15 protein-coding genes and 6 tRNA genes are annotated in these 17,965 nt (G+C 58.6%); 11 read left to right on the forward strand and 10 right to left on the reverse strand.

Annotation, left to right across the window (positions count from 1 at the left end; genetic code table 11):
• Nucleotides 1-285: 285 nt before the first annotated feature.
• Nucleotides 286-900 (reverse strand): riboflavin synthase, encoded by a 615-nt coding sequence (locus tag AACR93_RS20465; protein WP_043851834.1) that lies wholly within the window; start codon nt 898-900, stop codon nt 286-288.
• A gap of 102 nt (nt 901-1,002) precedes the next feature.
• Complete coding sequence (locus AACR93_RS20470; RefSeq protein ID WP_041207882.1) at nt 1,003-1,905, reverse strand: DMT family transporter; 903 nt, start codon at nt 1,903-1,905, stop codon at nt 1,003-1,005.
• Between the two features lie 130 nt (nt 1,906-2,035).
• Here AACR93_RS20470 and AACR93_RS20475 point away from each other — a divergent pair, with 130 nt between their 5' ends.
• From AACR93_RS20475 to AACR93_RS20505, 7 genes are all read left to right on the forward strand, one after another.
• Nucleotides 2,036-2,242, forward strand: coding sequence for a YaeP family protein (locus AACR93_RS20475; RefSeq protein WP_019445841.1), 207 nt, complete (start codon nt 2,036-2,038; stop codon nt 2,240-2,242).
• Between the two features lie 148 nt (nt 2,243-2,390).
• Entirely contained in the window at nt 2,391-3,770 is a 1,380-nt protein-coding gene (locus AACR93_RS20480; protein ID WP_043851839.1) for an MATE family efflux transporter, read from the forward strand.
• A 218-nt stretch (nt 3,771-3,988) separates the two neighbouring features.
• Nucleotides 3,989-4,065, forward strand: a tRNA-Val gene (locus AACR93_RS20485).
• Between the two features lie 12 nt (nt 4,066-4,077).
• Nucleotides 4,078-4,154, forward strand: a tRNA-Val gene (locus tag AACR93_RS20490).
• A gap of 17 nt (nt 4,155-4,171) precedes the next feature.
• A tRNA-Val gene (locus AACR93_RS20495) sits at nt 4,172-4,248 on the forward strand.
• A 26-nt stretch (nt 4,249-4,274) separates the two neighbouring features.
• Nucleotides 4,275-4,351, forward strand: a tRNA-Val gene (locus tag AACR93_RS20500).
• A gap of 36 nt (nt 4,352-4,387) precedes the next feature.
• Nucleotides 4,388-4,464, forward strand: a tRNA-Val gene (locus AACR93_RS20505).
• Nucleotides 4,465-4,598: 134 nt separating this feature from the next.
• Here AACR93_RS20505 and AACR93_RS20510 read toward each other — a convergent pair.
• The 5 genes from AACR93_RS20510 to fadR all read right to left on the reverse strand — a co-directional run bounded on the left by AACR93_RS20510 (nt 4,599) and on the right by fadR (nt 9,414).
• Nucleotides 4,599-6,440 (reverse strand): sigma 54-interacting transcriptional regulator, encoded by a 1,842-nt coding sequence (locus AACR93_RS20510; protein WP_033115827.1) that lies wholly within the window; start codon nt 6,438-6,440, stop codon nt 4,599-4,601.
• Between the two features lie 186 nt (nt 6,441-6,626).
• A complete protein-coding gene (locus AACR93_RS20515; protein WP_043851835.1) occupies nt 6,627-7,511 on the reverse strand; it encodes an AEC family transporter in 885 nt (294 codons plus the stop codon).
• A 12-nt stretch (nt 7,512-7,523) separates the two neighbouring features.
• Nucleotides 7,524-8,081, reverse strand: coding sequence for a YaeQ family protein (locus AACR93_RS20520; RefSeq protein ID WP_042030612.1), 558 nt, complete (start codon nt 8,079-8,081; stop codon nt 7,524-7,526).
• A gap of 175 nt (nt 8,082-8,256) precedes the next feature.
• Nucleotides 8,257-8,397, reverse strand: a complete 141-nt coding sequence (locus AACR93_RS20525; protein ID WP_071909966.1) for a TIGR02808 family protein — start codon at nt 8,395-8,397, stop codon at nt 8,257-8,259.
• A 303-nt stretch (nt 8,398-8,700) separates the two neighbouring features.
• Nucleotides 8,701-9,414 carry a fatty acid metabolism transcriptional regulator FadR gene (gene fadR / locus AACR93_RS20530; protein ID WP_033115828.1) on the reverse strand — a complete coding sequence of 238 codons (714 nt, stop codon included), beginning with the start codon at nt 9,412-9,414 and terminating at the stop codon, nt 8,701-8,703.
• Between the two features lie 334 nt (nt 9,415-9,748).
• Between fadR and nhaB the strand changes: the two genes are divergently transcribed.
• Together nhaB and dsbB are read left to right on the forward strand one after the other, a co-directional pair.
• Nucleotides 9,749-11,329 carry a sodium/proton antiporter NhaB gene (gene nhaB, locus AACR93_RS20535; protein ID WP_043851836.1) on the forward strand — a complete coding sequence of 527 codons (1,581 nt, stop codon included), beginning with the start codon at nt 9,749-9,751 and terminating at the stop codon, nt 11,327-11,329.
• Nucleotides 11,330-11,429: 100 nt separating this feature from the next.
• The gene (dsbB, locus tag AACR93_RS20540) at nt 11,430-11,951 is read left to right on the forward strand and encodes a disulfide bond formation protein DsbB (protein WP_033115823.1); all 522 of its coding nucleotides are present in this window, start codon (nt 11,430-11,432) and stop codon (nt 11,949-11,951) included.
• A gap of 84 nt (nt 11,952-12,035) precedes the next feature.
• Here dsbB and AACR93_RS20545 read toward each other — a convergent pair whose 3' ends face one another.
• From AACR93_RS20545 to uvrB, 3 genes are all read right to left on the reverse strand, one after another.
• Nucleotides 12,036-12,683, reverse strand: coding sequence for a DedA family protein (locus AACR93_RS20545; RefSeq protein WP_033115822.1), 648 nt, complete (start codon nt 12,681-12,683; stop codon nt 12,036-12,038).
• A gap of 182 nt (nt 12,684-12,865) precedes the next feature.
• Entirely contained in the window at nt 12,866-13,120 is a 255-nt protein-coding gene (locus AACR93_RS20550) for a YkvA family protein (RefSeq protein ID WP_043851837.1), read from the reverse strand.
• On the reverse strand, nt 13,117-15,129 hold the full coding sequence (gene uvrB, locus AACR93_RS20555; RefSeq protein ID WP_043851838.1) for an excinuclease ABC subunit UvrB: 2,013 nt from the start codon (nt 15,127-15,129) through the stop codon (nt 13,117-13,119). Before uvrB ends, AACR93_RS20550 begins: the two co-directional genes overlap by 4 nt.
• 133 nt (nt 15,130-15,262) lie before the next feature.
• Here uvrB and AACR93_RS20560 point away from each other — a divergent pair.
• Nucleotides 15,263-15,338, forward strand: a tRNA-Asn gene (locus AACR93_RS20560).
• Nucleotides 15,339-16,100: 762 nt separating this feature from the next.
• Nucleotides 16,101-17,786, forward strand: coding sequence for an aspartate:alanine antiporter (locus tag AACR93_RS20565; protein WP_033115819.1), 1,686 nt, complete (start codon nt 16,101-16,103; stop codon nt 17,784-17,786).
• Nucleotides 17,787-17,965: the final 179 nt, after the last annotated feature.

Genomic DNA, 17,965 nt, shown 5'->3' on the forward strand with positions numbered 1-17,965 from the left:
GAGATGTGTATAAGAGACAGGCCCCAGGATCACCTCTTCCCCCTCAATGGCGGCCGCCAGATCATCCACATTGAAGGCGACGTGAGGCACGGTTCTCAGCAGCTCGTGCAGCGGCGAATCATCGCTAAAGTAGTGCCACTGAACCCGAAACCGCCCCGGGTTATCCTCGGTATACATCCCCACCTTTTCGCTGTGGATGCCATGTGGCAAGGGCACGGCGCTGGGGATGCCAAAGTGGTGAAAGGTATAGTTCAGACCCGGTTTCATCTGCGCTTTTTCCTGACATCAGGCCATTCGGCTGGCCAGTACCCGCTCCACCGTATCGACGATGGCCTGGGTCTGGGGATCGATCTCGATATTGGTCGGCCAGCCGGCGCGCACCCAGCCGAGGTTGGTGCGAGCCAGCGTCTCGGGGATCAGGTGAACGCAAAACTCCCGCTCGCGCACCTCGCCGATGGTCAGGCTGATACCGTCAATGCCGATATACCCCTTGGTCAGCACATATTTCATCAGCTCGGGGGCGAGGCGATACCACACCTGACGGTTGTTGGGGGTGTCGATCACCGAGGTCACTTCCGCCATCCCTATGATATGGCCGGACATGGCGTGACCGCCGATCTCGTCGCCAAAGCGGGCGGCCCGCTCCACGTTGACCTTGTCCCCCACCTGCAGCTTGCCGAGGTTGGTCAGGCGCAGGGTCTCCTGCATCAAATCGAAGCTGACCAGCTCCCCCTCGACTCGGGTGACAGTCAAGCAGCAGCCGTTGTGAGCCACCGAGGCACCAAGAGCCAATCCCTCGCCCCACTCCCGGCTGGGCATGCGGATCACGTGGGTACGAAATGAAGCACTCTCTTCGATGGCGACCAGCTCGGCCACACCTTGCACAATTCCGGTAAACATCATCACCTCTTTGTTTCTGGTAACACGCTCTGTTTTTTATCGCGGCCTGTGGCCGCTTCTTTTACACAATCCGCTTTTACACAATTCGTTTCACACACACTGTCACACCTGCTCCGCCGCCTCAGACCGCGCCAGCACACTCGCCCGGCGCTGGGAATGGATGACCACTATGCCAGCCAGCACGATGAGCAGACACCCCGCCATACTACTGAGGGTCGGCATTTCACCAAACATCAAATAGCCGCAGAGGGTTGAAAAAAAGATCTGGAAATAGAAGAAAGGCGCCAGAGTAGAGGCCTGCGCATACTGCATCGCCTTGATAAGGCAATATTGGGAGAGCAGGGTCACCACCGGTAGCGCCAGCAGATAGGGCCAGTCGGCAAGCGCCGGAAAACGCCACAGCGCGGGCTGCCAGCAGAGTGCGACCATTGCCACCATCCCCAGCATGAAGCAGGTGACGATCAGGATATCGAGGGTGGTCAGACGTGGATCCACCAGCTTGGTGATGAGGTTGTAGCCGGTGTTGGCCAGCACGATGACCAGTGGCAGCAGGTAGTAGAGGTTCGCGTCCCCCCCATCGGGATGAGTCACCACCAGTACACCAAACAGCCCCAGCAACACGGCCGCCACCTTGGCCCTGGTCAGCCGCTCCCTGAAAAAGATGACACCGGCCACCACAAAGGCCAGCGAACCGAGCTGGCAGATGATGGTGTAGACGTTGAGCGGCACATGGGCCAGCGCAATCACCGAGACCAGCGCACAGACCAGAAACAGCAGCGAACGCAGCAATAGCCAGCGATCCACCGCCAGCAGCGCCGACACGGTGCGCCTTGGCAACAACAGCAGCAGACCGAGGAAAGGAACAAAGAAGCGAAACCAGACCATCTCCATCACTGAGTAGCCATGGAGTACCAGATATTTGTCCGCGCCATCCTTGAGCGTCAGGGCGAGAAGAGCAAACAGCGTCAGGAAGATCGCCAGTGAGTTGCGCGAAGAGAGCAGCATCAAAGAGGCCGAAACAGGAAAAGGGGGTAATCAAACTAACGGGCTTGGCGCAAATTACAACCGCGAGACTGACAAAATGGGAGCAAAACCGCTATATTTGCTCGCCTTTTTACTTTCAAGGAAGCAAATCATGATGGTTTATGAGTGCTGTGAAGCGATCCGTATTGCCTATAACCAGATTGGCTCCGGCGAGCAGGGCTATGTGCCGAAGGCCATCGCCGCCGCTATCCGCGCCCTCAACGCGGTCGCCGCCGATGAGCGGGTGCCCGCCGAACTGCGTGAACAGGCCGCCTATGCGGCAGCCAACCTGCTGATCAGCGATCACGAAGACGCCTGATCCCGCGGCCGGGGCGGCAACTATTTCGTCCTGGATGAATTTCAGGCTAAAATGCCTCCCCCACCCTTTGCATGCCCGCCCGGGTGTGCAAAGGCTCTTCCCGATTTCCGCTCTTTACTCTATCTATCTGATCCACTCGGAGGTGTCAGTGCAACGTTATTGGTCCGAGGCGAAGCAGCTCGTCCGTCTAGCCAGCCCCATACTGGTCGCCCAGGTCGCCCAGGTCGCCATGAACTTCGTCGATACCGTGATGGCGGGTCAGGTGAGTGCGGTCGATCTGGCCGCCGTGTCGGTGGCCTCCAGCTTCTGGCTACCGGTGATCCTGCTGGTGCAGGGGATCATCATGGCGCTCACCCCCATCGTTTCCCAGCTCAACGGCGCCCGCAAGCGGGATCAAATCCGCCCGGCCGTCCATCAGGGCTTCTGGCTGGCGCTCATCGTCACCCCGCTGGCGATGATTGCGCTCTATTACAGCCCGCTGGCGCTGCAGTTCATGGATGTGGAACCGGTGATGGCGGCCAAGACCACCGGCTACCTGCACGCCATCCTGTGGGGCCTGCCCGCCTTCGTGATGTTCCAGGTGCTGCGCAACTTCAGCGAGGGGCTCTCCCACACCATGCCCACCATGGTGATCGGCTTTGTCGGGCTGGCGGTCAATATTCCCGCCAACTACATCTTCATCCACGGTCACTTCGGCATGCCCAAGCTCGGCGGGGTCGGCTGTGGCGTGGCTACCGCCATCGTGCTGTGGGCCATGCTGCTGGCGATGATCCTCTACGTGAAGCTCTCCTCTCATTTCAAGGAGATCAACCTCTTCTCCCGACTCGCACGCCCCAACGGCAGCCGGATCTGGCGCTTGTTCCGCTTGGGGTTCCCCATCGCCATGGCCATCTTCTGCGAGGTGACCCTGTTTACCGTGGTGGCCCTGATGCTGGCCCCCTTCGGCGCCGAGACGGTGGCGAGCCACCAGATTGCGCTGAACTTCTCCAGCCTGGTCTTTATGCTGCCCCTCTCCATCGGGGTGGGTGTCACCATCCGGGTCGGCCACAGCATCGGCGAGGGTCAGCCTCATCACGCCCGGGTGGCAGCCCGCACCGGCCTGCTGCTGGGGATGGCCATTGCCGCCCTCACCGCAGCGCTGACGGTGCTGCTGCGCGAGCAGATTGCCTCCATCTATACCGATGATCAGCAGGTGATTGCACTGGCCGCCCTGCTGCTCTTCTTTGCCGCTGTCTACCAGATCTCCGACTCGGTGCAGGTGGTCGCGGCGGCGGCGCTGCGTGGTTACAAGGATACCCAGGCGATCTTCTACGTCACCATCGTCGCCTACTGGGGGCTGGGGCTGCCGACCGGCATGATCCTGGGTCTCACCGACTGGGTGGTTCCGCGGATGGGGCCGCAGGGCTTCTGGATTGGCTTTATCGTCGGCCTCACCAGTGCCGCACTGATGCTGGGGGCTCGCCTGCGCCATATCTATGGTCGCTTCGCGACGCCGGAGGCGTGCACTACCCTGTCGCGGGCCCAGTAAAAGCGGCAACTCGCCTGCAAAATCAACAGGCTGCGCAAGAACTGGGCAAACAGTCTCCTTTGTGCGTATGGCCTGTTGACAGCCTTGGGGGGCATGGGTAGTATGCCGACCACGCCAGCAATGCTGGCGTAGTGAAACGGATTTGTTGCTCGGTTAGTCAGAGCATCACCTTGGCACGGTGAAGATTGTGTCGTTGGTTCGAATTCATTTCATCGAGTGGGTTTATAGCTCAGTTGGTTAGAGCACTACCTTGACATGGTAGGGGTCGTTGGTTCGAATCCAATTAAACCCACCACTTTTCTGTGATGCGTCCTTAGCTCAGCTGGTTAGAGCACCACCTTGACATGGTGGGGGTCGGTGGTTCGAATCCACTAGGACGCACCATCACAGATTGCTGTTATGCGTCCTTAGCTCAGCTGGTTAGAGCATCACCTTGACATGGTGGGGGTCGGTGGTTCGAATCCACTAGGACGCACCATAACAGTTTGAAAGAAATGCAGATGTGGGTTTATAGCTCAGTTGGTTAGAGCACTACCTTGACATGGTAGGGGTCGTTGGTTCGAATCCAATTAAACCCACCACTCCTCTGCAGAACAGAAAGTCGCATTGCGCCCCCTGCGTCCTTAGCTCAGCTGGTTAGAGCATCACCTTGACATGGTGGGGGTCGGTGGTTCGAATCCACTAGGACGCACCAAATTTTAAAAGCCCGCTCATCGAGCGGGCTTTTTACATTCTCTCCCCTGCCTTCTTGCGCTTTTTTTGCTGCGCTCAACAAAAAGCCCGCATCACCATTTGCATGACACGGGCTGAATCGACACCGCCAGACCATCAGGCCTGTACGGCAATATCGTACTTCTTTATCTTGCGATAGAGGGTGGCGATCCCGATCCCCAATGCCTGCGCCGCCAGCTTCTTGTTGCCAAGCCGCTGCAGAGTCTCCTCGATCATCTGTTTCTCCATGCTCTCCAGCCCGCTCTCTCCCGGGGCAGGATCCTGCAACTTCTCCGGCATCACCGCCATTGGGCCTTGCGCTGCCACCGGTTCGCCCGGGATGGCGCTCAGGGGCACGATGGGGATGGTCTGGGTGACCACCGGATGGGGATCCTGATTGCGGATGATGTTGGGCGGCAGCAGGCTGCTGTCGATCACCTCACCCGCCTGGCTGACGTTGACCAGATATTCGATGAGGTTGCTCAGTTCGCGCACGTTGCCCGGCCAGCGATACCCCTTGAGCAGCGCCATCACCTCCGGCGTCAGGCCGGGGTAGACAGTGCCGATCCGGCTGGTGTGCTGGTTGAGGAAATAGTGGGTCAGCAGCTCCACATCCCCTTCCCGCTCGCGCAGCGGCGGCAGGTTGAGAGGGATGACGTTGATGCGATAGAAGAGATCCTCGCGAAACTTCCCTTCGGCGATGTACTGGTCGAGATGCTGATGGGTCGCGGCGATGATGCGAATATCCACCGGCACCGGCCGGCTGGCGCCGATGGGGGTTACTTCCCGCAGCTCCAGCACCCGCAGCAGCTTGGCCTGCATAGTGAGCGGCATATCGCCGATCTCGTCGAGGAACAGGGTGCCCTGATGGGCTGCCTGAATAAGCCCCTGCTTGCCGCCGCTGGAGGCGCCGGTGAAGGAGCCCTTCACATAGCCAAACAGCTCGCTCTCCAGCAGCTGCTCGGGAATGGCGGCACAGTTGATGGCGATAAAGGGTTTGTCATGGCGCGGGCTCAGGCGATGAACCGCGCGGGCCACCACCTCCTTGCCGGTGCCACTCTCGCCACAAATGAGCACGCTCGACGGGCTCTGGGCAATGCGCTGCAGCAGCCGCTTGAGGTTGCGCATCGGCTTGCTCTCGCCGATCAGCAGGTCGATGCGCACATCCGGATCCGGCTCGCGCACCTGACCGGAGTGGGACTGGTGAAAGGCCATCAGGAAGAGCTGCTGCCCCTGCACATGGTGCAGCTGACCGATGATCAGCTCCTGGCGATCGCCCAGGGTGAAAATGTGCTGGATATGACCGCTGATCTCCTGTCGGGCAAAGGTGAGCGGGCGGATCCCCACCTCACGCCCCTGCAGCTGCTCCGGCTGACAGCCCAGATGATGCAGCGCCGCTTCATTGGCAAAGCGCACCTGATTCTTCTCGTCGAGCAGCAGGCAGCCCTGATCCATATGGGTCATCAGATCGAGGAACACCTTGTTGACCCCGTCCGACAGGCCGCGCGAGTCGAGCAGCTTGGCCACGAAGATGGTGGAGATGTGGCGCACATAGTCACACACATCCTGCAGATTGTTGTTGAGACGGGCCTGCTGCTCGGCGCTGAAGGCGACCAGGCTGATCACCCCGATGCACCCCTCGTCCACCATGATGGGTACCCCGAGGAAGGCGCGCTCACGACAGCTCTCCTTGCAGCTGCACCCCTCACAGACCGGATCATCACTGGTGTGGGTAACGATCTTTTCCCGCTGATTGTCGATGACATAGCGCAGCAGGCGGGAGTCCCCCTCCAGCTGGCGGCCAAAAAACTTGCCATAGGGGCCAGTGCCCGCCACCCGCACCATATCGGCATCGACGATCTCGACCTCAAGTTGCAGCACACTCGCCAGCATCTTGGCAAAACGCAAGATGGTGGGCTGGATCTGCATCAACAGACACTGGTTGCTCACGGATCTCATCCATCATTCCTTTTTGTTCTTGTTGTTCTCCCTCTAAAGGGAGCCATGCTGGCCAGATACTAAGGGATATCCGTCAGCACAACTTCGGGGGGGATCACGAAAAGGGAAAATGAATGACGGGGAAAATGAGCACAAAGATGAAGATAAAAACCAACAAAAACAAAAATATAGAAGATGTGAGCAAGATCAGGTCGGCAGGTGCAGCGCCAGCCAGACTGACAGCGGAATCACCACCACCGAGAGAGCATTGCCGCCGAGCACGATACTCGCCACCTTCTCCGGCTGGCAGTGGTACTGCTCGCAAAGCATGTAATTAAGCACCGCAGGCGGCAGGGAAACCGACAACATCAGGAGCGGGATCCACTCCCCCTTGAGAGGCAACAACCATATGGCAAGCAAGAGCGACAGAGCGCCCGCCAGCAGATAGAGCAGGTTACATTTCAGCGCCAGCCCCAGATGATCCAGCTCCCCTTCCGTCAATCTAATTCCCAACGCAAAGAGCATCAGCGGCACCGAGATCTGCCCGACCAGCGAGGCGGTGGTCACCACATACTCCGGCAGCGCGATATGCAGATTGGCCACCAGCAATCCGGCCAGCGCGGCCCACAGCACCGGACTGCGCAGCCAGAGCCAGCGGGAGGTGTTGGCCGAGAGGATAAACATACCGACCGAGAAGTGCAGCAGGTTGGAGAGCACAAAGAGGATAACGATGGCCCCCAGCTGCTGCTCGCCAAAGGCCAGCACCATCAGGGGAATGCCGAGGTTGCCGGTATTGCGGAACATGGCGGGCAAAATGAGCGCCGCCCGTTCAATCCCCTTGAGCCTGAGTAGCGTGAGCAGCAGACCGGGCAGCAGGATCACCATCGCGCCGGCCGCGATGAGCGGCAGATGCTCCCCCAGCGCCAGCGGATACTTGACCAAGGCGGAGAAGACCAGCGCCGGGGTAAACAGCTCGATATTGGCCCGATTGACATAACCGAGCGCCGCCTCTGGCCGCAATCGGCCATAAAGAGCGCCAAGCCCAACCACTGCAAACACGGGGATGACGATATTGAGCAGGGCGCCGAGCACAGGGAGCTCCCGTTACAGTTCGCGGGCAGGCTTGCCCATCAGTAGTTGCGGATCGAGGGTGACCTCTTTGCTGCCGTTACTGATCCAGAGCTGTCCTTCCGAGATGGTGCAGGTGAGCTGCATGGTGCGCTCCACCATCTCGGTGAGCGGCAAGGTCTGGCTCTCGGAGAGCTCAATGATGCTGAGGTTGTCGTGCAGGCCAAGCTTGCCCTGATTCTGCTTCCACCAGACGCTAGTGCCGCGGCCGCCATAGAGATAGAGCACCACTTCGCGGGCACGGTTGCAGGCCTTTTTCAGCCGCTTCTCGTCGGGCTGACCCAGCTCAATCCAGAGCTCGATCTCGTCCGAGTAGTTCTTGCGCCAGAGCTCGGGTTCATCATCGGCGCTGAGCCCCTTGGTGAACTCCAGCCGCTCGGCAGCATGCCAGGCAAAGGCCGCCAACCGGATCATCATCCGTTCGTCGGTTTCGGAGGGGTGGCGTGCCAGCGTGAGGGAGAAATCCTGATAGAGATTGCGATCCATATCAGACAAGCTGATCTGGGCCTTGAATACGGTTGCCTTGAGAGCCATAGAAAACCTTGAATACCCTGTGACAAGTGGGGGTAGAAAATATGGCCGTCAGTGTAATCAAAATCAGTGGCAGGTTCGAACCTTTCTGCCCCCAGGCCTGGATTTAAGTGCCTTAAAAGATAGAAAAAACAAATGCCAGTCCGAAGACTGGCATTTGGCGGTATCAAGAAGCGACTCACTTCTCGGCGGACTGGACTCCGAACGCATTGAGCAGCGCACAGCAGGTGACTGCCACGGCTACGAATCCGCTCAGAAAGATAAAGGGCATGGCCCCGTATCCCAGCACAGTCCAGATGGTGTGTTCAAGAAGACTCATTGTGTGTCCTTCATCCAGTGAAAGGTGTGTTCCTTTTGGCGGATGTAGGCTCCGCTCTCGTGAGGCCATTTGACCTCAATGTGAGTATGAGTCCAATGCCACCAAAGTAATAAATGCAGGGTGCATTTGAGCTGGATCAACTTTTTCGGCCGAATATCCATCCAGATCAAGCGATTAGATGGCCATTATCGGGCCAAACCAGCCCTGTCTCTGCACGCCTTGTGACGTAAAACGACCGGCAGCGTGATTCAATGGCATAAAAAAACGCGCCCGGTGGCGCGTTTTTGAGTGTCCGGCTGACGATCAGTTGTCACACAGATCGTTGGGCATGTCCTGACGCAAGCGGGTCCAGAGTTTGCCTGACTCGATACCGTACTGACGCACTGTCATAAAGACGGCTTCATGGTTTTTGGTCTCGGCCAGACCAAGCAGCGTCTTGTAGTAGGCATCTGCGGTCTCGCGGGCCTGCTTGTCGGAGAAATAGTAGCTACCGACCCGGCTATACAACCCTTTAAAACCGTTCAGGATCAGCGCGTAGATCGGATTGCCGGAAGCAAACGCCAGCTGGTGATGCAGGCGATAATCGAATTCGGCATAAGCCTGCGGGTTGTTCTCGACCCCATCGGCACCGCGCAGGATCTCGGCGGCCTGTTCCGGATTGTGACGGATCGCCCCGCGAATAAAGATGGTGCAGATGTGAGTACGGGCAGAGAGCAACTGGGCTATCAGATCCGGCACCTTGTCCTGATCGAGACGAGCCAGCGTCTCCAGAATATTGAGACCCGAGGTTTCCCAGAAGTTGTTCACCTTGGTCGGTTTGCCATGCTGGATGGTCAGCCAGCCATCACGGGCCAGTCGCTGCAGCACTTCACGCAAGGTCGTCCGCGTCACCCCGATCAACTCGGACAACTCACGCTCGGCGGGCAGAATGGATCCGGGAGGAAAGCGATTGTTCCAGATGGACTCGATGATGTATTCCTCGGCAAACCCTGCAGGGCTCTGCGCTTTTATAACCATGAATTGACTCTGTTGTAATGCGTAAAAAGGCTGACGAATGATATCAAAGCGATGATGGCTGGCAAGCAGAAGGTCAGTCCTCTGCTCACATCGGGACAAATATTGTTGATAACTTGTATTCAATCACATCCCTTGTAGTGGGAAGCCGCTCAATGTGTGGTTATTAAACCACCATCAAGACCGCTTCCGGCCTGCTCTTATTTATAATCGGCCCGCTTTTTGATTAAAATCACGTGACATCAACTCGTGAAAGGTCAACATCCGGACGTACTGGTCGCTCCATCATTGACTGCATGGATGCAAGATCCCAACAACAACCCAGAGACCCAACATCATGCCAATAAGCCTCGGGCAGGCATTTGCCAAGAACTTCCTCGGCAATGCCCCACACTGGTATAAAAGCGCCATTCTGCTGTTTCTGGTGATCAATCCGATCGCCTTCTATCTCGACCCCTTCAGCGCGGGCTGGTTACTGGTGGTGGAATTTATCTTCACCCTTGCCATGGCCCTCAAGTGCTACCCCCTGCAACCCGGCGGTCTGCTGGCCATCGAGGCGGTGCTCATCGGCATGACCTCTGCCGAACAGGTCAAACACGAGCTGGTCGCCAACATCGAAGTGCTGCTGTTGCTGGTCTTTATGGTGGCCGGCATCTACTTCATGAAGCAGTTGTTGCTTTTCGTCTTTACCAAGCTGCTGATCGGGGTGCGCTCCAAGATCCTGCTCTCCCTCTCCTTCTGTCTGGTCTCCGCCTTCCTGTCGGCGTTTCTCGACGCCCTGACCGTGATTGCCGTGGTGATCAGCGTGGCGACCGGCTTCTACGCGATCTATCACAAGGTCTCCTCCGGCAAGGAGTTCGGCAATCCTCACGACCATACCCAGGATCAGGAGGTACCCGAGCTCAACCGTCAGGACCTCGACAACTTCCGCGCATTTTTGCGCAGCCTGATGATGCATGCCGCCATCGGTACCGCCCTGGGTGGCGTCTGTACCCTGGTGGGCGAACCGCAGAACCTCATCATCGGCGAGCAGGCTGGCTGGCACTTTGGCGAGTTTGCGGTGCGCATGGCCCCCGTCACCCTCCCCGTCTTTATCTGCGGTCTGCTGACCTGCGTGGTGGTAGAGCGGTTCCGCTGGTTTGGTTACGGCACCCTGCTGCCAGACAACGTGCGCGCCATCATGGAGGAGTACAACCGCTACGAAGAGGCGAAGCGCAGTCCGCAGGACAAGGCCAAGTTGATTGTCCAGGCGCTGATCGCCGTCTGGCTCATCATCGGCCTCGCCCTTCATCTGGCGGCAGTGGGCCTCATCGGTCTTTCGGTCATCGTGCTGGCCACCTCCCTGACTGGGATCACCGAAGAGCATGCACTGGGCAAGGCGTTTGAAGAGGCACTGCCCTTCACCGCGCTGCTGGCGGTCTTCTTCAGCGTGGTGGCGGTGATCATCGATCAACAGCTGTTCAAACCGGTGATCCAGTGGGTACTCTCGGCCGAACCCGAGCAGCAGCTGGCCCTCTTCTATATGGCAAACGGTCTGCTCTCCATGGTCAGTGACAACGTCTTTGTCGGTACCGTCTATATCAACGAGGTGAAAACGGCCCTGCTCAACGGCGCCATCAGTCGCGAGCAGTTCGATCTGCTGGCCGTGGCCATCAACACCGGCACCAACCTGCCGTCAGTCGCGACGCCCAACGGTCAGGCCGCCTTCCTCTTCATGCTGACCTCGCCACTGGCGCCACTGCTGCGCCTCTCCTATGGCCGCATGGTGTGGATGGCGCTGCCCTACACCCTGGTGCTGGGACTGGTCGGCTTCTTTGCAGTCGAGCTGCTGCTCGGCCCCGCTACCCAGTGGTTCTATCAGCAGGGATGGCTGGTGCTGTCAGAGGGTGCTGCCGCCGTGGCGCCCGCACTCCACTGAACTCATTGTGCCTAATCGAGAAGGGTCCCTGCGGACCCTTTTCTTTTGCTGTCCGCTCTGCTCTAATTCAGCCACTATTTTTTTCAGAGAGATCAATCAGATGATCGAGTTTCTGCGCCGTTTGGCAGCCAATCGACTGGCGTGGGGGCTGCTCGCTGCCTCCGCCCTGTTCCTTGAGCTGTGTGCCCTCTTCTTCCAGCATGTGCTCGGGCTTCACCCCTGCGTCATGTGTGTCTACGAACGGCTCGCCACCCTGGGGGTGCTCACGGCCGGTCTTGTTGGTCTCATCGCACCGCAGAAGTGGTATCTGCGCTGGAGCGCCATGCTGCTGTGGGGATACAGCGCCTTCCGAGGCTTCCAGCTGGCCCTCAAGCACGTCGACTATCAGATGAACCCCTCCCCGTTCAACGTCTGCAGCCCGTTTGCCGACTTCCCGAGTTGGGCCCCCCTCGATCAGTGGATCCCCTGGCTCTTCTTCCCGGACGGCGATTGTGCCGAGATCAGCTGGCGTTTCTTCGACTTCTCCATGCCCCAGTGGCTGGTCGCCATCTTCGCAGCCTATCTGCTGGTCTTCGTGGTAGTAGCCATCGGTAATCTGGTGAAAGGACGCTGCTGCAACTGACGTTTGCATGGGCGTAGAGATCGTTGACAACAAAAAAGGGGAGCCATAATGGCTCCCCTCTTTCTCATGCTTTCTGACCGCTGGTTACGCCTTGGCGGCGCCCATTTTGGCCTTGATCGCCCCGATGACCATTGGCAGCAGCGAGATGCCGATGATGCCGAAGATAAGCAGGGTAAAGTTCTGGCGCACCACCGGCAGGTTGCCAAAGAAGTGGCCCGCATAGACAAACGACAGCACCCACAGCAGACCACCAACCAGATTGAAGGCGAGGAAGCGCGGATAGGTCATCGCCCCCATGCCGGCCACGAAGGGGGCGAAGGTACGCACGATGGGCAGGAAGCGGGTAATGATGATGGTCTTGCCACCATGTTTGGCATAGAAGGCGTGGGTCTTCTCCAGATAGTCGCGGCGGAAGATTTTTGAATCCGGGTTGCGGAACAGCTGCTCGCCAAAGAAGTGACCTATGGTGTAGTTGACCACGTTGCCCAGCACTGCCGCTATGATCAGCACGGCCGCCAGGGTATGAACATCCAGCACGCTGCCCACGGTGAGCGCACCGGCAGCAAACAGCAGGGAGTCACCCGGCAGGAAGGGGGTCACCACCAGTCCGGTCTCGCAGAAGATGATGAGAAACAGGATGGCGTAAACCCAGATGCCGTAGTTTTCAAACAGCTCTTTCAAATGCACGTCAACGTGCAGAATAAAGTCGATTGCAAAGAGGATCAGATCCATTTTTCCATACTCGTAAAGTGAACGGCGTGGAGTCTACGCCAATGCCAGTCGGCCCACAATCGCTGGGCCGGCCTCTTTTTAAGCCCGCTAACTCCTCAGCCAAATGAAACCGTTTTTCCTGCTGAACCGCCCGCCCTGACTTATCCAGCAAGCGGGAAAATGGTGACAGAGAGTGTGACTTACTATTTTACCTCCAGCTCGTGGCGCACCTGTGGCGGCAGGCAACGCTCCCAACCCCACAGCAGAATAAGCAGCAGGGTCGCATCGTCGAGCCAGCCAAAAAGCGGGATCATGTCCGGCACCAGATCTACCGGACTGATGCCGTAAAGCAGGATAAGGATCACCAGTCCCTTGGCCCACCAGGGGGTACCGGGATGGCGAAAGCCCTGATAGAGGCGGCGTACTCGCCGCCAGAGCAACCCGCGTCTGGTGCTCATGACTCTATCAGCTCGCTGCGCAGCAGCTGGATCTGATCCCGCAGTGCAGCAGCCTGTTCGAACTCCAGATCCCGCGCATGCTGAAACATCTGCTCCTCCATCCGTTTGATCTCTTTGGCAATCTCGCTAGCAGAGCGGGCATGGTACTCCCCTTGCGGCTCGGCGGCCTTGCGGCCTCCCTTGCCCGGTTTGCCGGTGGGGCGACTGCCCCCCACGTCCATCACATCTCCCACCGACTTATTGAGCCCCTTGGGCACAATACCGTGCTTGAGGTTGTGGGCATGCTGCAGGGCACGGCGCCGCTCGGTCTCTTCAATCGCCACCTGCATGGAGTTGGTAATGGTATCGCCGTAGAGGATGACCTTGCCGTTGAGGTTGCGCGCCGCCCGGCCTATGGTCTGGATCAGCGAACGGGTGGAGCGCAGGAAGCCCTCCTTATCCGCATCGAGAATCGCCACCAGCGACACCTCCGGCATGTCGAGACCTTCCCGCAACAGGTTGATCCCCACCAGCACGTCAAACTTGCCGAGACGCAGATCGCGGATGATCTCAACCCGCTCCACGGTATCGATGTCAGAGTGCAGGTAGCGCACCTTGACCCCGTGCTCCGCCAGATATTCGGTCAGATCCTCAGCCATTCGCTTGGTCAGGGTAGTGACCAGCACCCGCTCCTCCACGGCAACCCGCTTGCGGATCTCGGAGAGCAGATCGTCCACCTGGGTGCTGACTGGCCGTACTTCCACCTCGGGATCGAGCAGACCGGTGGGACGCACCACCTGCTGCACCACATCGCCACCGGATTTCTCCAGCTCGTAGGGGCCGGGGGTCGCCGAGACAAACACCGTCTGCGGCATCAGCGCCTCGAATTCGTCAAACTTGAGCGGCCGGTTGTCGAGCGCCGAGGGAAGCCGGAAACCGTACTCCACCAGGGTCTCCTTACGGGATCGGTCCCCTTTGAACATGGCGCCGATCTGCGGCACCGTGACGTGGGACTCGTCGATGATGAGCAGGCCATCCCCCGGCAGGTAGTCAAACAGGGTGGGCGGCGGCTCCCCTGGCGCGCGGCCGGAAAGGTAGCGACTGTAGTTCTCGATGCCGGAGCAGTAACCCAGCTCCTGCATCATCTCCATGTCGAACTGGGTACGCTGGCTGATGCGCTGCTCCTCCACCAGCTTGTTGAGTGACATCAGCTGTTCGCGACGCCCTCTGAGCTCCTCCTTGATGTGCTCGATGGCGCCGAGGATGGTCTCGCGCGGGGTGGCATAGTGGGTCTTGGGATAGATGGTGTAGCGCACCACCGTCTGCTCAATGGCGCCGGTCAGCGGGTCGAAGAGGGAGAGGCGCTCCACCTCTTCATCAAACAGCTCTACCCGCAGGGCAAGCTTGTCCGATTCGGCGGGGTAGATGTCGATCACCTCGCCGCGTACCCGGAAGGTGCCACGCTGGAAAGCCATGTCGTTGCGGGTGTACTGCAGCTCGGCGAGCCGGCGCAGGATATCCCGCTGGTTGATCACATCCCCCACTTTCAGATGCAGCATCATGCTCAGATAAGCTTGGGGATCCCCCAGACCATAGATGGCCGACACCGAGGCGACGATCACCACGTCGCGCCGCTCCAGCAGTGCCTTGGTGGCCGACAATCGCATCTGCTCGATGTGATCGTTGATGGAGGCATCCTTCTCGATGAAGGTATCGGTGGTCGGCACATAGGCTTCGGGCTGGTAGTAGTCGTAATAGGAGACGAAATACTCCACCGCGTTGTCGGGGAAGAACTCCTTCATCTCGCCGTAGAGCTGGGCGGCCAGGGTCTTGTTGGGGGCCAGGATCATGGTCGGGCGATTGAGGGTGGCGATGACATTGGCCATGGTGAAGGTCTTGCCTGAACCGGTCACCCCGAGCAGGGTCTGGTGGGCCAGCCCTGACTCGATGCCATCGAGTAGCCTGGCTATTGCAGCGGGCTGATCCCCGGCGGGTTGAAACTGGCTGGCTAGTTTGAACAGTTTGCTCATGAAGACTCCCGACACAAAACAGCAAGTAGCGCAGTGTAACCGAGTGCTCCCCGGCGGTACACTCGCTTGCGGTGGCGCGAACGGCTTGACCCTCTCCGGCGCCTTCTGTATGATGCCCCTCCTTGCCTGATGTTCCCCCGTAGTTCAGTCGGTAGAACGGCGGACTGTTAATCCGTATGTCACTGGTTCAAGTCCAGTCGGGGGAGCCAATTCCTCACCATATCGGTGCAAGTTATCCACTTTAGTGCCCTCACCAGCTTTTTTTAATGCACAAGATCCCGTTTGCGGATCCGTTTCCCGTTTCCTCCCGCGCACCACCTTGCAGAGTTTTCTTCTGCCATATCTAACTATTTGATTTTTATAGCAAGTTTTTTTCTGCGGTATTTTTTGAACAGCACTTGCAGCCCAGTCGTGACGCGGCTTTCCGGCCGATGAACAAGATTCATAAACAGGGTTATCCACAGATTCTGTGGGTAACTGCCGCAATCCCTGTCGGGACGCGGGATAGCTGGCAACCCCGGCTTTTCAGGAGCGGTTTTGCAGCGAAACCTGATTTTATGCTGTTTTTACGCATCTCTGGTCAGTGGCGCAAAAGGGGTCTTTTGAACCTTTCTCGAGATATCTTTTTGCCAGGCCAGTCAGGCTGGGCGAACAGGCAAATCATCCCCTGTTTCACCTCGTGCCCACCCTCTGATCCCGCTGGTTGAATCTTCTGAAACTGATCTCGATCAAGCGTTGTGGCAGCAGAATCTAAAGTTTTTACCTCTGCCATCCCCCAAGCGAGGCCACCAGCATTTTTCACTAATTGACACTGGGGGGCACAGCAATAAGCTCCCTCTTTTTCCCCCTTGCCCCCCTATCGCCTCGAAATAGTGCGAGATCCCTTTCGATTAATCGGCCCCTTGCGCTTCTTTATTGGGGATAGATCCGGCACAATATCGGCCCCACTTTTTTCCTCGGTTTTTCCGGGCATGACCATAGACTTTGTGACACTGCTACATCAAAGCGACTCCCTGCTGCTCTTCGTGGTGCTGGCTTTTGGCCTGCTGCTTGGCAAGGTACGGATTGGCAACTTTCAGATTGGCAACACCATAGGTGTGCTGTTTACCGCCCTGCTGTTTGGTCAGATGGGCTTCGAGTTCACCGCCACGACCGAGAACGTCGGCTTCATGCTCTTCATCTTCTGCGTGGGGATCGAAGCGGGGCCCCACTTCTTCAGCGTCTTCCTGCGCGATGGCATCCACTACATCACCCTGACCCTGGTGATCCTGCTGACCGCCCTCTTCCTGACGGTAGGGCTGGCCAAGTTCTTCAATCTGGGGCCCGGGATGGCGGCCGGCATTCTGGCGGGGTCGCTCACCTCGACCCCTGCGCTGGTCGGTGCCCAGGATGCCCTGCGCAGTGGCCTGCTCAACCTGCCCCATCAGACCGATATGCAGGCGGTGCTCGACAACATGGGTATCGGCTACGCCCTGACCTATCTGGTGGGTCTGGTTGGCCTGATGCTGGTAGTGCGATACCTCCCTTCGCTGGCACGGCTCGATCTCAACACCGAGGCGCAAAAAATTGCCCGTGAGCGGGGTCTCTCCGACAGCGACAGTCGCAAGACCTACCTGCCCATCATCCGCGCCTATCGGGTTGGCCCCGAGCTGGCAGCCTGGATTGGCGGCCGCACCCTGCGTGAAACCGGCATCTATCCCCACACCGGCTGCTATGTGGAGCGGATCCGCCGCAACGGCATTCTCGCCAGTCCCGATGGCGATGCCGTCATTCAGGAAGGGGATGAGATCGCTCTGGTGGGCTATCCCGAGAGCCACGAGAAGCTGGACGTCAACTACCGCAACGGTAAAGAGGTGTTTGATCGCAACCTGCTCGACCTGCAGATCGTCACCGAAGAGATCGTGGTAAAGAACGACTCCGTGGTGGGTCGTCATCTGGTGGAACTCAACCTGACCGAGAAGGGGTGCTTCCTCAACCGGGTGGTGCGTTCTCAAATCGAGATGCCCTTCGATCGCAACATCATGCTGCAAAAAGGCGACGTGCTTCAGATCAGCGGCGAAAAACAGCGGGTCAAACTGCTGGCCAACAAGATCGGCTTTATCAGTATCCACAGCCAGACCACGGATCTGGTGGCCTTCACCACCTTCTTTGTGCTGGGGCTGCTGATCGGTTCCGTCTCGCTGGTGTTCGGCCAGATTGAATTTGGCCTCGGCAACGCGGTCGGTCTGCTGCTGGCAGGCATTCTGATGGGGTATCTGCGAGCCAACCACCCGACGGTCGGCTACGTGCCCCCGGGCGCCCTGCGACTGGCCAAAGATCTCGGTCTGGCGGTCTTTATGGTGAGCACCGGTCTCAAGGCGGGTGGTGGCATTCTGGATCACCTGAGCGAAGTGGGTGCCGTGGTGCTCTTCTCCGGCATGCTGGTCACCACCCTGCCGGTACTGGTCGGCTACCTGTTCGGGGTCTGGGTATTGAAGATGAACCCGGCCCTGCTGCTCGGCGCCATCACAGGTGCCCGTACCTGTGCCCCCGCCATGGATGTGGTCAACGAGGCCGCCAACAGCTCCATTCCGGCGCTTGGCTACGCAGGAACCTATGCGGTGGCCAACGTGATGCTGACGCTGGCAGGCTCCTTTATCATCGGCTTCTGGTTCTAACCAACAGCCATCAAGTTACCGCTAACAAAGAAGGGAGCCTCAGGCTCCCTTCTTGCTATCTGCCTTTCTCCCAAGATGCGGAGCAGGCTCATTGGTGTGACCTCACCTGATACCAACCATCTGCGCTGAACTCTGCCCCCCCTATCCTACTATGGCTGACGCTCTGCTCTGCTCTGCTC

It is taken from the genome of Aeromonas sp. L_1B5_3 (genome assembly GCF_963866575.1).
Taxonomy (GTDB): domain Bacteria; phylum Pseudomonadota; class Gammaproteobacteria; order Enterobacterales; family Aeromonadaceae; genus Aeromonas; species Aeromonas jandaei.